The sequence below is a fragment of the Blastomonas aquatica genome (assembly GCF_014639875.1).
GTDB classification, from domain to species: Bacteria; Pseudomonadota; Alphaproteobacteria; order Sphingomonadales; family Sphingomonadaceae; genus Blastomonas; species Blastomonas aquatica.
The window spans coordinates 607,721-621,849 of record NZ_BMGD01000002.1; the positions used below are offsets into that span (position 1 = coordinate 607,721).

14 protein-coding genes are annotated in these 14,129 nt (G+C 64.2%); 10 read left to right on the top strand and 4 right to left on the bottom strand.

What is annotated here, in order from left to right; translation table 11 throughout:
• The first annotated feature begins 40 nt into the window (after positions 1 to 40).
• The 4 genes from plsX to IEW00_RS07065 all read left to right on the top strand — a co-directional run bounded on the left by plsX (position 41) and on the right by IEW00_RS07065 (position 2,929).
• On the top strand, positions 41 to 1,084 hold the full coding sequence (gene plsX, locus IEW00_RS07050) for a phosphate acyltransferase PlsX (protein WP_229736894.1): 1,044 nt from the start codon (positions 41 to 43) through the stop codon (positions 1,082 to 1,084).
• A complete protein-coding gene (locus IEW00_RS07055) occupies positions 1,081 to 2,088 on the top strand; it encodes a beta-ketoacyl-ACP synthase III (protein ID WP_188513652.1) in 1,008 nt (335 codons plus the stop codon). The genes plsX and IEW00_RS07055 overlap by 4 nt, the downstream gene beginning before the upstream one ends.
• Positions 2,089 to 2,207: 119 nt before the next feature.
• Positions 2,208 to 2,507 (top strand): integration host factor subunit alpha, encoded by a 300-nt coding sequence (locus IEW00_RS07060; RefSeq protein WP_188513653.1) that lies wholly within the window; start codon positions 2,208 to 2,210, stop codon positions 2,505 to 2,507.
• Between the two features lie 86 nt (positions 2,508 to 2,593).
• Positions 2,594 to 2,929 carry a MerR family transcriptional regulator gene (locus IEW00_RS07065; RefSeq protein WP_188513888.1) on the top strand — a complete coding sequence of 112 codons (336 nt, stop codon included), beginning with the start codon at positions 2,594 to 2,596 and terminating at the stop codon, positions 2,927 to 2,929.
• 9 nt (positions 2,930 to 2,938) lie between these two features.
• Here IEW00_RS07065 and IEW00_RS07070 read toward each other — a convergent pair whose 3' ends face one another.
• Genes IEW00_RS07070 through IEW00_RS07080 form a run of 3 tightly spaced genes read right to left on the bottom strand, consistent with a single transcriptional unit; the run spans position 2,939 to position 6,988 of the window.
• A complete protein-coding gene (locus IEW00_RS07070; RefSeq protein ID WP_188513654.1) occupies positions 2,939 to 3,475 on the bottom strand; it encodes a GNAT family N-acetyltransferase in 537 nt (178 codons plus the stop codon).
• 10 nt (positions 3,476 to 3,485) lie between these two features.
• A complete protein-coding gene (locus IEW00_RS07075) occupies positions 3,486 to 4,031 on the bottom strand; it encodes a SixA phosphatase family protein (protein WP_188513655.1) in 546 nt (181 codons plus the stop codon).
• Complete coding sequence (locus IEW00_RS07080) at positions 4,028 to 6,988, bottom strand: ATP-dependent DNA helicase (protein ID WP_188513656.1); 2,961 nt, start codon at positions 6,986 to 6,988, stop codon at positions 4,028 to 4,030. The genes IEW00_RS07075 and IEW00_RS07080 overlap by 4 nt, the downstream gene beginning before the upstream one ends.
• A gap of 42 nt (positions 6,989 to 7,030) precedes the next feature.
• On the opposite strand from IEW00_RS07080, the gene IEW00_RS07085 reads away from it, so the two are divergent.
• From IEW00_RS07085 to IEW00_RS07095, 3 genes are all read left to right on the top strand, one after another.
• A complete protein-coding gene (locus IEW00_RS07085) occupies positions 7,031 to 8,605 on the top strand; it encodes a lysine--tRNA ligase (RefSeq protein ID WP_188513657.1) in 1,575 nt (524 codons plus the stop codon).
• Between the two features lie 70 nt (positions 8,606 to 8,675).
• Entirely contained in the window at positions 8,676 to 9,038 is a 363-nt protein-coding gene (locus tag IEW00_RS07090) for a hypothetical protein (protein WP_188513658.1), read from the top strand.
• 133 nt (positions 9,039 to 9,171) lie between these two features.
• On the top strand, positions 9,172 to 9,741 hold the full coding sequence (locus IEW00_RS07095; RefSeq protein ID WP_188513659.1) for a type 1 glutamine amidotransferase domain-containing protein: 570 nt from the start codon (positions 9,172 to 9,174) through the stop codon (positions 9,739 to 9,741).
• Here IEW00_RS07095 and IEW00_RS07100 read toward each other — a convergent pair whose 3' ends face one another.
• Positions 9,742 to 10,698 (bottom strand): fatty acid desaturase family protein, encoded by a 957-nt coding sequence (locus IEW00_RS07100; RefSeq protein ID WP_188513660.1) that lies wholly within the window; start codon positions 10,696 to 10,698, stop codon positions 9,742 to 9,744.
• A 234-nt stretch (positions 10,699 to 10,932) separates the two neighbouring features.
• Here IEW00_RS07100 and IEW00_RS07105 point away from each other — a divergent pair, with 234 nt between their 5' ends.
• The 3 genes from IEW00_RS07105 to IEW00_RS07115 all read left to right on the top strand — a co-directional run bounded on the left by IEW00_RS07105 (position 10,933) and on the right by IEW00_RS07115 (position 14,125).
• The gene (locus IEW00_RS07105) at positions 10,933 to 11,460 is read left to right on the top strand and encodes a DOMON-like domain-containing protein (RefSeq protein WP_188513661.1); all 528 of its coding nucleotides are present in this window, start codon (positions 10,933 to 10,935) and stop codon (positions 11,458 to 11,460) included.
• A 37-nt stretch (positions 11,461 to 11,497) separates the two neighbouring features.
• Positions 11,498 to 12,694, top strand: a complete 1,197-nt coding sequence (locus IEW00_RS07110; RefSeq protein ID WP_188513662.1) for an exo-beta-N-acetylmuramidase NamZ family protein — start codon at positions 11,498 to 11,500, stop codon at positions 12,692 to 12,694.
• Between the two features lie 309 nt (positions 12,695 to 13,003).
• On the top strand, positions 13,004 to 14,125 hold the full coding sequence (locus IEW00_RS07115) for a baeRF11 domain-containing protein (protein ID WP_188513663.1): 1,122 nt from the start codon (positions 13,004 to 13,006) through the stop codon (positions 14,123 to 14,125).
• The last annotated feature ends 4 nt before the right edge of the window (positions 14,126 to 14,129 follow it).

Here is a 14,129-nt window from a genome sequence, read left to right on the forward strand (position 1 = left end):
TTAGCCGGTGCCAATAAAGCCGCGGATCGCGATTGATGCGATGGGCGGTGATGAGGGCGTGCGCGTAATGCTGGGTGGCGCTGCCGAGGCGCGCCACCGCCATGACCGCTTCACCTTCTTGCTGGTCGGAGACGAAAAGCAGATCAAGGCGGGGTTGGACAAGCACCCCAATTTGCGTGCCGCGTCCGAAATCCTGCACACCGACGAAGTCGTTCGCGGCGAGGACAAGCCCAGCCAGGCGCTGCGCAAGTCCAAGAACTCGTCGATGGGACTCGCCATCCGGGCAGTCAAATCGGGTGAGGCCGGTGCTGCGGTCAGTGCGGGCAATACCGGCGCCTTAATGGCGATGTCGAAACTGGCATTGCGCACGATGCCGGGGATCGATCGCCCTGCGCTTGCGGCGCTGCTTCCTACGCTCGAAAACACAGACTTGGTAATGCTCGACCTGGGCGCGAACACCGATTGCGATGCGCGCAATCTGGTGCAGTTCGCGGTCATGGGCGCGGTGTATTCGCAGATCATCTTCGGGTTTGAAAAACCGCGCACCCGCTTGCTTAACATTGGCACCGAAGATTCGAAGGGCACCGACGCGCTGCGCGATGCGGCTGCGGCCCTGCGCGCCGCAACCGATCTGCCGATGGATTTCCAGGGCTTTACCGAAGCGGACAAGATTTCGCGCGGCGACATCGATGTGCTGGTAACCGATGGCTTTTCGGGTAACATCGCGCTCAAGTCGCTCGAAGGCACCGCGCGGTTCGTCACCGATCTGCTCAAGCGCAGCTTCCAGTCATCCCTGCGCTCCAAGATCGGCTTTCTGATCTCGCGTCCAGCGACCGACCTGTTGCGGCATCATCTCGATCCCAACAACCACAATGGCGCAGTCTTTCTGGGCCTCAACGGCGTGGTCGTCAAAAGCCATGGGTCGGCCAGCATCAAGGGCGTCGCCAATGCGGTCGAGGTCGCAGCGCGATTGGTCGAGGACAACATTACCCAGCGGATTGGCGATGTGTTGAAGGACTTCGACACCAGCGCCATCGCCAGCAACGCAGCGGCAACAGCCGGATCGGGCGACGCACCAAAATGAACACCATCACGCCTGTTCAGGGCAGCAGTATCCAGCGCAGTGTCATCCTGGGCACGGGCTCCGCCTTGCCCAAGCGCCGTGTGTCCAACGCTGAGCTGGCCGAGACCGTCGACACCAGCGATGACTGGATCACCGAACGGACGGGCATCAAATTCCGCTATCTGGCAGGTCCCGAGGAGACGACATCGACGCTGGCGATTGGCGCTGCGCGTGCCGCGCTTGAGGCTGCCGGGCTCGAAGGCACGGATATCGAGCTGATCGTGCTTGCGACTGCAACCCCCGATCACACCTTCCCCGCCACCGCGACCAAGGTCCAGGCTGCGATCGGCATGAACGGCGGCATCGCGTTCGATGTCGCGGCGGTGTGCTCAGGGTTTCTCTACGCGCTCAGCGTTGCCGACAGCATGCTGCGCACCGGAATGGCGCGCCGGGCGCTGGTGATCGGCGCGGAAACCTTCAGCCGTATTCTCGATTGGGAAGACCGCGGAACCTGCGTGCTGTTTGGCGATGGCGCCGGCGCGGTGGTGCTGGGGCTCGAAAACTCTGCTGAAGACGATACCGCACCGCGTGGTATCCTCGCGACGCAATTGCACGCCGACGGGCGTCATCATGATCTGCTCTATGTCGATGGCGGGCCTTCGACGACCGGCACCGTAGGCAAGGTGCGGATGCGCGGGCGCGAGGTGTTCCGTCATGCCGTGGTCAATCTGGCCGAGGTGATGGAGCAGGTGATGAAGCCGCTGGGGCTGACCAGCGCCGATATCGACTGGGTGGTGCCGCATCAGGCCAATGCCCGTATCCTCGATGCGACCGCGCGAAAACTGTGTCTTCCGCCAGAAAAAGTGGTGATCACGGTCGACCAGCATGCCAACACCTCTGCCGCATCGGTGCCGCTGGCGCTTGATACCGCGGTGCGCGATGGACGCATCCAACGCGGCGATCTGATGGTGCTTGAAGCCATGGGCGGCGGCTTGACCTGGGGCGCGGCGGTTGTCCGTTATTAACATCGCGCAATTTGTTCGGGTTAGCACGCTTATTTTACGTCATTTTTAGCTGGGCCGGTTTGCCTTGTGTTCGGAGTTGCGTTAATCTCGCGCTAGTTATCGGGTGAGGAGACTGCGAGATGCGATCGGTTGGAACTCTGACACGGGCTGATCTTGCAGATACCATCAACCACGAGGTCGGGCTGTCGCGTGCCGATGCCGCTCAGATGGTCGAGTCCGTACTCAACCACATGACCGATGCGCTCGAAAATGGCGAGAACGTCAAGATTTCGGGCTTTGGTACCTTTCTGCTCCGTGACAAGGGCGAACGCGTCGGGCGCAACCCCAAAACCGGGGTCGAGGTGCCGATTACTCCGCGCCGCGTGCTGACCTTCCGCGCCAGCCAGATCATGAAAGAACGGATCATGGCGAGTGAGTGATGCCATCGTTTTCAATCCTTTGCCGCATGCGCTGACCTGTGGCTAAAGCCCCCGATGATATCATCGTGACCAAGGCCGATGGTGCGATGCGCACGATTGGCGAGGTGTCGACCGAGCTGGGCGTGAAGCCGCACATCCTGCGCTATTGGGAGGCGCAGTTCGAGATGCTCAAGCCGCTCAAGCGAGCCGGTGGCAGGCGATATTACCGCCCGCAGGATGTCGCGATGCTCCGCCGCATCGACCAGCTGCTCAACCGTGAAGGCTTTACCGTTCGTGGCGCGCGGCAGTTTCTGGCGCAGCAGACACCGAAAGCTGCGTCTGCATCGATGCAGGACGGCGAAACTGCATCGGGTCATTCGGTCGATGTGAAAGCCTTGCGCGCCATCCGCGATACGCTCGCCGAAGCGCTCGCCGCCGCCTGACCAGACGCGTCACACCAGCGGCTTGCGCAGTACCCAGTCGGTAAACGGCACACTGCCAGTCATGAACTGCTGCTGCCCTACCTTCTCGAACCCGAACCGCGCGTAAAAACGCTGCGCCGCCACATTGATGGTGTACACACACAGATACAGCGACGGCGCGCCGCGCGCCTGCGCCTCGGCAATTACCGCCTCCATCAGCCTGCGCCCCATGCCAGCGCTTTGCCAGCCGGGCAGCGTGTAGATGCGCTTGAGCTCGAGCGAACCTGGATCGGGCGTGATGTCGATCTCGGGCGCGCACAGCATCGCATAGCCCAAAGGCGCGCCCAGCGGAGTTTCGATCAGCCAGAAGGCATAATCGGGCCTTGCCAGCCAATCGGCATAACGCGCCTGACCGTGTTCATGCGTGCAATGATCGACCAGCGCCTGCCCAGGGTGATCTGCGGCGAACGCGGTGAGGAAGGTCGCCGCGCCGAGCAGCGCCAGCTTGGGCGCGTCCTCGGGTATGGCGCGGCGCAAAATCGTTTCGGGTCGTGCTTCGGTCGTCACGGACAAGCGTTCAATCGTCGTCCTGCGGGCCGAGATCGGGATCGAGGTCGCGCGGTCGGGTCACTTCAACAAGCTTGGCGGTGCGGTTGTCGAGATCGGACCAGCGATCGATCGCGATCTCCATGACTGCGATTGCAGCAGTCGGGAACTTTTCCTCGACCACATCGCGCAACGGGCTCGATCCGTCATCGGCGACCAGATCGAACACCAGATCTTCCAGCCCCGGATTGTGGCCCACCATCAGAACATGGCCTGCATCGTCGGGCGTTCCGCGCAGAACGTCGATCAGCGTCACCGATGAGGCGAGGTAGATGCGCCGGTCCCAATCGGGGTTGAGCGTGCGGCCATAGGCGGTTTCGAAATGGTCGATCGTCTCGGTAACCCGCACGGCGGGCGAGGCGACGACCGCGTCGAACGTCATGCCTTTTTCGGCCGCATACAGCCCCATCGCCTTTGCGCCGCGAAGGCCGCGTGCGTTCAGCGGACGATCGAAATCGCGCAGCGACCGGTCGAGCCAGTCGGATTTTGCGTGCCTCAGCAAGGTCAGCTTTTTCATCGCAGCTCTCCTTCAGATCCCGTCACGGGATCGATTCGCGCGCCCGGCATTGCCTCGGCAGAAACGCCAGATTGCACCGCTTGTAAAGCTTCCGAAAGCGTGACCCGGCGCACCGGGGTGCCTGCGGGAAACGCGCTGAGCAGCCGCGAGGGGAAGGCGGACGACAGCATCACGAACCGCCCGCGATCATCGGCGCGGCGGATCAGCCGTCCGAACGCCTGGGCGAGCCGCGCCCGGATGATCATGTCGTCATATTGCGTGCCACCGCCCGCCGCGCGGCGCGCGCGATGCAATATGTTGGGCTTGGGCCAGGGAACGCCCTCCATGATCACCAGCCGCAGCGAATGCCCGGGAACATCGACGCCATCGCGCAAGGAGTCTGTGCCCAGCAGCGAGGCGCGCGGATCGTCGCGGAAGATATCGACCAGGGTGCCGGTCTCCATCGGATCGACGTGCTGCGCGTACAGCGGCAGCCCCGATTGCGCGAGCCGGTCGGCGATGCGGCCATGCACGGTGCGCAGCCGGCGGATCGCGGTGAACAGCCCGAGCGCGCCGCCGCCTGCCGCCTCGATCAACCGCCCATAGGCGCCTGCCAGCCCCGCCATGTCGCCACGCTTCACATCGGTGACGATCAGCACTTCGGCCTGATTGGCATAATCGAAGGGGCTACGCGCCTCGAACATTTCGGGCGGCCTTTCCAGATGGGTCGCGCCCGACCGGGTGAGGGCAGGGGTCCAGTCATCGCCAGCCTTGAGCGTGGCCGAGGTCACCAGCACGCCGTGGGCAGGCTTGATCACCGCTTCGGCCAGCGGCTTGCCCGGATCGAGCCAGCGCCGATGCAGTCCCATGTCGTACTCGCGGCCCTCGAACCGCTCTAGCGCCAGCCAGTCGACGAAATCGGGGTTGGCGGGCCCACCGATCCGCCCCAGCAGCGAAGCCCAGGCAGCGAGCAGATCGATCCGCCAGCCCAACGACGCCAGCGCCCCTTCGATCCGCGCGCGGGCCGGGCCATCGAGCCAGTCTGGCCCATCCTCGATCAGCGCCTCGAGCCGCCGTCCCAGCGCGACCAGCGGATTGTGCAGGGCATCGATCGCGCGCGCAGCATCGAGCGCGGCGGCGATCAGCGGGCCATCGAGTTCGGCGAGCTCGGTTTCCAAGCCATAGCCGGCATCCTCGCCGCCGCTTTCATCCCGCGCGTAGACCGTACCGCGGATCGCGGCGAGCAGCTGCTCGATCTCGCCCGAGGCTGCGCCCTCGCGGATGCGCGCCAGCCAGCCTTCACCGGGCAAGGCTTCGGCAGCGATCCGCGCCGCCTCGATCGCGCGGCCACCGAGTTCGTCATACGAGGCGACATCGGACAGGCGCGCGGCGAGCCCACGCCTGCGTCCGCGCGACTTGCCTTCGGGTCCTATGATCCAGCGGCGCATCTCGACGGTTTCCTGGCCGGTCAGCGCAACGGAGAACATCGAATCGGCGGCATCGTGAAGGTGATGGCCCTCGTCGAAGATGATCCGCGTCGGGCGGCCTTGTTGTTCGCGCGCGCGCGCGGCGTTGACCATCACGAGCGCATGGTTGGCGATCACCAGATCGGCATGCTGACTGGCGCGCGCGGCGTGCTCGATGAAACATTTGCGGTAATGCGGGCACCCGGCATAGACGCACTCGCCGCGCCGGTCAGTCAGCGCGGTGACGCCGGCGCGGCGGAACAGGGTGATCAGCCAGCCGGGCAGATCGCCGCCGATCATATCGCCATCGCGGCTGTACGCGGCCCAGCGCGCCACCAACTGCGCCAGCACAGCCGCGCGTCCCTGGAAGCCCCCCTGCAGCGCATCTTCGAGGTTGAGCAGGCACAGATAGTTCTCGCGCCCCTTGCGGATGACGACCCGGCTGCGGAACGTCGCCTCGTTGCCGTAAATCCGCTCGGTCTCACGCGACAGCTGCCGCTGCAACGCCTTGGTGTAAGTGGAAATCCACACGGTGCCGCCCGCCGCCTGTGACCAGAGCGATGCGGGCGCAAGGTAACCCAGCGTCTTGCCGATGCCGGTGCCGGCTTCGGCGAGCAGCATGTGGGGTTCCGATTTGCGCTCGCGCGGGGCGAAGATGTGCGCGGCGGTGCGCGCGAACTGGCGCTGGCCCTCGCGCCGCTCGGCGGTGGCGCCGGTCAGCCCCTCGAGCTGCGCCTCGACCGCGTCCTCGCTCAGCGTCACCTGCCGGGGCTGCGGCCGCAACGGCTGCTCCTCCCATTCGGGCAGGCGGCTGAACAGCCAGCGTTCGGCCTTTTCAGGCATCTTGATGTGGCGCGACGCTGCCCCCGCCCATGGCCAGCGCAGCTTTGCCAGCGCCTGAAGCGACGACCACGCGCCTTCGCGCTGCGGCCAGGCGGGGTCTTCGAGCGTGGCGAACAGGGCTTGGGTGGCGGCGTGGAGCAGGGCGGGAATGGCGGAGTCCTGCAAGCCCTCATCACTGCCGAGCTCGGGTCCATTTTCCGATCCCCCGCCATTTTCCGTTCCCCCGCGAAGGCGGGGGTCCATCTCGTGTAAGTTCGGTATTAAGTCGCCAGTTGCTTCTGCACGCTTTGCATCTCCACCCCCAAACAATCCCGAAAGTTCAGGAGATGGGCCCCCGCCTTCGCGGGGGAACATGCTTGTGGCGGGGGCGGGGGCGGTGGCGACGGCGGGCAGAGGGAGCCCCAGCGCCCGCGCCAGCCCCATTGGCGTCGGTACCATGAACTGCGCGGGATGCACGAACGCGAACAGCTCGAGCAGGTCGAGGCCGGACAGCTCAGGGTATCCCAGCCGCTGCGCCACCAACGGCGCGTTGAGCATGATCAGCGGGGTTTCCGCCGCGCGGCCGATCGCCTCGCCCTTGGAGATGCGCGTTGCAGGCTGGCCAGGGTGCGCGAACCAGATTGCGCTATGGCTTGCATGCAGGGCTGGAAAGTTTAGGGAAGCGGTCATCGTCCGCCCTTATGGCGGTATCGGAACGAAAAGGAAACACACGTGAGCGCGTATCGCGATGCAGCACTGCGATCCAAGGCCTGGCCCTTTGAGGAAGCGCGCAAGCTGGTCAAACGTTACCGCGACGGCAAGCCGGAGGGGCTAGGCCCCGTGCTGTTCGAAACCGGCTATGGCCCCTCGGGCCTGCCGCATATCGGCACCTTCCAGGAGGTGTTTCGCACCACCTTGGTTCGCCGGGCCTATGAAACGCTGACAGGCGGCGCACCGACGCGGCTGGTGGCGTTCAGCGACGATATGGACGGTTTGCGCAAGGTCCCCGACAACGTGCCCAATCCGGACATGCTGCGGACCCATCTGGGCAAGCCGCTCACCCAGATCCCTGACCCGTTCGGCAAGTTCGAGAGCTTTGCGCACCACAACAATGCGATGCTGCGTGCCTTTCTCGACCAATTCGGCTTCGACTATGAGTTCGTGTCTTCGACCGAACGCTATCAGGGCGGGCATTTCGACGAGGCACTGCGCGGGGTGCTGCGCAACTATCAGGCGATCCTCGACATCATGCTGCCAACGCTGCGCGCCGAACGCGCCGCAACCTATTCGCCGGTGATGCCGATCAGCGCCAAGTCGGGCATTGTGCTGCAGGTACCGGTCGAGGTGATCGATGCCGAAGCGGGAATCGTGCGCTTCGTCGACGATGGCGAGACCATCGAGCAGTCGATCCTGGGCGGGGCTGCCAAGCTGCAGTGGAAGGTCGATTGGGCGATGCGCTGGGTCGCATTGGGTGTCGATTACGAGATGTACGGCAAGGACCTGACCGACAGCGGCGTCCAGTCGGGCAAGATCGCGCGCGTGCTGGGCGGGCAGAAGCCCGAGGGCATGATCTACGAGATGTTCCTCGACGAAAAGGGCGAGAAGATCTCCAAGTCCAAGGGCAACGGCCTGTCGATCGACGAGTGGCTGCGCTATGGCAGCGAGAACAGCCTGGCGTTCTACATCTACCGCGAGCCCAAAGCGGCCAAGCAGTTGTCACTGGCTGTCGTTCCGCGCGCGGTGGACGAATATTTCCAGTTCCGCGACAGCTGGCACACCCAGGATGCCGACAAGCGCCTGGGCAACCCCGCACACCACATCCATACTGGCGAGGTACCGGAGGGCAGCCCGCCGGTTAGCTTCGGGCTGCTGCTCAACGTCGTCAGCCTGCCGGGGATGGACGACAAGGATCTGGTCTGGGGCTTTGTCCAAAAGTATGCGCCCGGCGTGTCGCCGCAAACGCACCCCGAGCTCGACAGCCTGATCGCCAACGCAGTGAACTATGGCCGCGACTTCATCGCGCCGACGCTCAAGCGCCGCGCGCCTGTCGGGACCGAGGTCGATGCGCTCAAGACGCTCGATGTCGAGCTTGCCGCGCTGCCCGAAGACGCCACCGCCGAGGATATCCAGAACATCGTCTACGCGATCGGCAAGGACGAGGCCTATGGTTTCGGTAACCTTCGCGACTGGTTCAAGGCGCTGTACGAGACCTTGCTGGGCTCCGAGCAGGGCCCGCGGATGGGAAGCTTCATCGCGCTGTATGGCATCGCCAACACCCGCAAGCTGATCGCGCAAGCGCTGGGTTAATCCGGGCGATGGGTTCAAGGGGAGGGGGCGAATGAACGCAAAGCGCGCATTCCTGGCGGTAGTTGTGTTGATGACCGGCTCATTGGCGCAGGCGCAGCCGCAGTTCACTGGCGGAAATCGTCCGGTGATGCTCAGGCCCGCAGATGGCCTCGACCCTTGCAGCCTGGGCGAAATCACCGGCGCGGGCGAGGGGGCGATCATGGTCTTCCCGGGCGATACCACTACGCTCGATGCGGTCGATTATCTCTCGGATGGCGACAAGGTTTGGCTGTGCGATGGCGACGAGGGCGGCGATATGGTCGGCATCGTCTACAGCCCGAACCCCGATCTGGATTGCGAGGTCGGCTCGCCGGTTACCCAAGAGCTCATGTACACGGGGCTTTGCCAATCGGGCTGGATCAGGTCCGAATGGGTCAGGGTCGTAGCGGGATAACGATATGCCCGCCAAAAACGGGCAGAATGCTTGATCGACACTGCCCAAATTCTGGGCAGATGCTGGCCAGATGCTGGAACGTCTGCGCTGGCTGATCCGTAGGGGTACCATACCCCCAACACGGAGAACCTATATGTCGCTTCCCGATCTTACCGGTCGCACTATCTGCATCCTTGCCACCCACGGCTTCGAGCAGTCCGAACTGATCAAGCCGCGTGATACCTTGCGCGACGCCGGTGCCACCGTCCATGTCGTCTCGCCCGAAAGCGGCGAAATCCGCGGCTGGCAGGGCGATGACTGGGGCGACAGCGTCTCGGTCGATGCGCCGCTCGATGGTGCCAAGGCTGCGGACTATGACGCGCTTGTGCTACCCGGCGGCCAGATCAACCCCGATCTGTTGCGCGCCAACGACATCGCAATGGCGCTGATCAAGAGCTTCGCCGACGCGGGCAAGCCGATCGCCGCCGTCTGTCACGCGCCGTGGCTGCTGATCGAGGCGGGCCTTGCCAAGGGCAAGACGATGACCAGCTATGGTTCGATCCGCACCGACCTCAAGAACGCTGGCGCCAACGTCGTCGATCAGGAAGTCGCGATCGATGGCAATCTGATCACCAGCCGCAATCCCGACGATCTGCCCGCGTTCAGCGCGGCGATCGCCAAAGCGGTCAACGAAGCAGCAGAGGCGCGGTCCGAAACCGTCTGATTATTGCGTACGTGCGGCAGGTGACGGCTTGATCACCTGCCGCATGACGTCGGCATAGCCGCGCGCGATCGTCATGCGTCCAGCGTGACCGTCATCGACGAGCATCCGGTGCGCGCGCGGAAGGTTGTAGCATGGCACCCCCATGAACAGATGGTGCTCGCTGTGGAAATTGACCCAGTACGGCGCCACCGTGGCGCGTTCCAGCCAGTTCGCATAGGTGGTGCGCGCGTGCGTGAACGGATCTTCGCTGCCGGTGGCGGTGCAGGCGTGTTCGGCGATGTTGCGGATGCGCAGGTATAGCTGGAACGTGGTCGCCAGCGCGATCAGCCAGACCAGATAGGGCAGCGCGCCAAGCCCGGTCGCGAACGACAGCGCCAGCAGCACGATCTGCGCGGCAAAAAACCGCAGCATGACCTTGCCGACGAACAGGTTCTGCTCCTTCGCGTCGGGGCCAAAACCCTTGAGCGCCATCATCACCTGCGCGCTGCGCTGCTTGAAAAAGGTCTGGCCGGTGAGGTCGCGAAAGACCTTGCGCAGCATGCTGGCGCGCGTCGTAGGGAAGGGGGCAGACAGCGACAGGTCAGGGTCTTCGGGCTGTTGCGTGTAGCGGTGATGCGTCAGGTGATAGGTGCGATAGGCGTGCATGTCGGTGCCCATCGGGACCCCGGTGATCCACTGCCCAACCCAGTTGTTGATTGCCCGATCGGGATGCATCAGCCCGTGCGCCGCCTCGTGCATCAGGATGGCAAGGCCCAGCTGCCGCCCACCGATCAGCACGATCGCGATGATCCACGCCCACCAAGTGCCCAAATACGCCGCGCCCCAAGCAAGCGCGACAATCACCGCCCAGCCATGTGCGACCAACGCGAGCCCTTTCCAGCGCGATACGGCGGTGAGTTCGCGAAACACATCGCGACCGAATATCTGCGAAGGGTTGGCAGCTTTAACCAGCGCCATGACAATCCATCTCCTGCACCGATTGGTGGCGCTGCTGCTTTACGTTTGCGTCAGTCTAACAGCATATGCGCACGTCGCCAACCCACGCCCTTTAATCCATGGCCCTTGTCGTCACCCCCGCGCACGCGGGGGTCCCGCTTCTGCGCCACAGTACCGCAAAAGCGGATTCCCGCGTTCGTGGGAATGACGGGGATGGTGCTTGAACATCCGGCCATTGTCCGCGAAGTTCGACTGATGAAATCCCACAAGCTGATGCCCCATCCTGATTGCCCGCCCCCCGACAGCGTCAAGGTTGCCGTCGGATGGACGCTCGACGCCGAAGCGCTGGCGCTGGAGGTCCGCGTCTCCGATCCCTTCCACACGATCCTCTGGCCCGCGCCTGCTTCGGGCCGAAGCGACAACCTATGGCAGACCAGCTGTTTCGAGGTGTTCACCGGCTCTGCCACTGGCACCACCTATGCCGAGTTCAACCTTTCCCCCTCTGGCGCATGGGCGGCCTATGCGTTCGACGACACCCGCACCGGTATGCGCGACATCGACCTGAATGCGCCGCCGCAGATCGCGCACACCGCCTCCAACCGCTGGCACGCGACGATCGATCTGACCGGACTGGACGACCTGATCGGCCCCGCGCCCTGGGGGCTGGCGATCACCGCCGTCATCGAGGCGCGCGACGGCTCCAAGAGCTTCTGGTCGCTCGCCCATCCGCCGGGCAAACCCGATTTTCACCACGCGGATTGTTTTGCCGCGCGGCTGGGGTAAAGAGCCCGCATCCTATTCCACCTGCGCGCGAGGCCCCATGCTTTTCGGTATCGATCGTCTTCTGGCAGAGCCCGATCTGCGCAAGCCCTTGCACGGCAAGCGCGTGGGCCTGCTCGCGCATCCCGCATCGGTGACCGCTGAACTCACGCACTCGCTCGACGCGCTGGCCGCGCTCGATGACATTCGCCTGACCGCCGCTTTCGGCCCGCAGCACGGCCTGCGCGGCGACAAGCAGGACAATATGGTCGAAAGCCCCGACTTTACCGATCCAGTGCACGGCATCCCGGTGTTCAGCCTGTATGGCGAGGTGCGCCGCCCGACCGATGCGATGCTGGACAGCTTCGATGTCGTGCTGATTGACCTTCAGGACCTGGGCTGCCGGATCTATACCTTCGTCACGACGCTGCTGTACATGCTCGAGGCGGCGGCGAAGGAGGGCAAATCGGTATGGGTGCTGGACCGCCCCAACCCCGCAGGCCGCCCGGTCGAGGGGCTGACCTTGAGCGAGGGCTGGGAGAGCTTCGTCGGCGCCGGGCCGATGCCGATGCGCCACGGGCTGACTTTGGGCGAGATGGGCCACTGGTTCATCAAGCACTACGGCCTCGATGTTGACTATCGCGTGATCGAAATGCAGGGCTGGCAGCCCGACGCCGCGCTCGGCTTCGGCTGGCCCGACAGCCGCATCTGGATCAACCCCAGCCCCAACGCTCCCAATGTCAACATGGCGCGCGCCTATGCGGGCACGGTCATGCTCGAGGGCACGACATTGAGCGAGGGCAGGGGCACGACGCGCCCGCTCGAGGTTTTCGGCGCGCCCGATATCGATGCACGCGCTGTCATCGTCAGGATGCACGATATCGCTCCGCACTGGCTCACCGGCTGCGCGCTTCGCGAAATCTGGTTCGAGCCGACCTTCCACAAGCATGTCGGCAAGCTCTGCCACGGCGTCCATATTCACGCTGAGGGCTCGGTCTACGACCACGCCGCGTTCCGCCCCTGGCGCGTCCAGGCGCTCGCCTTCAAGGCGATCCGCACCCTGTATCCCGACTACCCCGTGTGGCGTGACTTCCCATACGAATACGAGCTCGGCAAGCTCGCGATCGACGTGATCAACGGTGGCCCGGCCTTGCGCGAATGGGTGGATGATGCAGGCGCGGTACCGGACGATCTGGATGCGTTGACGATGGCGGATGAGGAGGCATGGGACGCGGTGCGGGAGCTGCACCTCTATTGAGCCATCTTGCGGGCTTGCTTGGCATCGCCACATCGACGCTGCAGAGCCACCAAGCCTGTCTTCGCAGGCAATGCGCGAGCTGCGTCAGCAACGCATCCAGAGGTGTCAAGCTTGATGCCGGGCTGCCGAAGGGAGCGCTATAGCGGGCGCGGGGGGTTGCAGTTAATCGGCAAAAGCCTCTTGGCGGACAGGAACGTGTTCCTGCACCCCGCCGTATATGCGCGGTAAACCTTGCCGCATCGAACCCTGAATGCGGCCCCCTGCGCGACGACCCCATGGGTCAGCGCCACCCAGCACAAAGGACATTCCATGCTTTACGTCGATATTCCAACGCGGTCTGAACTTGACCGGCTGATCGCAGCCCGGTCCGACGCTTCGGTCAGTCTCTATCTCCAGACAACAGCCGAAACCCAGAACATCGATCAGGCGCGTATCCAGGTGGGCAACCTGCTCAAGGAGGCGGTGACGCAGCTGGAAGCGGTCGGTGTTCAAAAGCGCATCATCGAAGCCATCGAAGACCAGGTTCACGATCTGCAGGATGATGATGACTTCTGGAAGTTCCAGGCCAATTCGCTGGCTATCCTCGTGACGCCCGAAACCCTGCGCAGCTTCCGGCTGCCGACCCATTTGCAGGACATGGTGCAGGTTTCCGACCGATTTCACCTCAAGCCCATCTTGCGTGCGGTGGGCGTGGGGCAGCACGCGTTTGTCCTCGCGCTAGAGGAAAACGCCGTGCGCCTTGTCGAGGTCACTGGTGAGCTCCCCGCAGAAGAGGTCCGGGTACCCGACATGCCCAAGGACGCCGCCAGCTTTGCGGGCACCGCCAATGTCAATTCGCGCAGCTATGCCCAGCGCAAGGGTGGCGGCGAGGGGCAAAAGGTGCTTCTGCGCGCCTATGCGAGGCGGATTGATGCCACCTTGCGCTCTGTGCTGAACGGTCGGCATGAGCCGCTGATTTTGGCGGCGACCGAGCCGATGAACGCGATGTTCCGCTCGGTGTGCAGCTATGCCGATCTGGCCGAGCAGGGCATTGCCACCAGCCCTGCGCGCATGACGCCGGGCGAACTGGCAGAGGCCGCGCGGCCGATATTGGACGGCATCCACGCCGATCTGCTGGCCGATGTGCGCGACACGTTCAGCGCGCGTGAAAATGACGGTCGTGCAACCACCCAGATCGCCCGCGCCGCGCGCGCGGCCACGTTCGGTGCGGTGGAAACATTGCTGATTGATATGGACGAAGTCGTCCCCGGTTCGATCGACGAGACCACCGGCGAGATCACCTTTGACGACACCGCCAGCGCTGCCACCTATGGTGTGGTCGATGAAATTGCTGCCCGCGTGCTCAAGTCGGGCGGACAGGTGCTTGCGGTGCGCCGCGAGGACATCCCCAACGGTGAAAGCCTCGCGGCGATATTGCGTTACGCGATCTAATCGC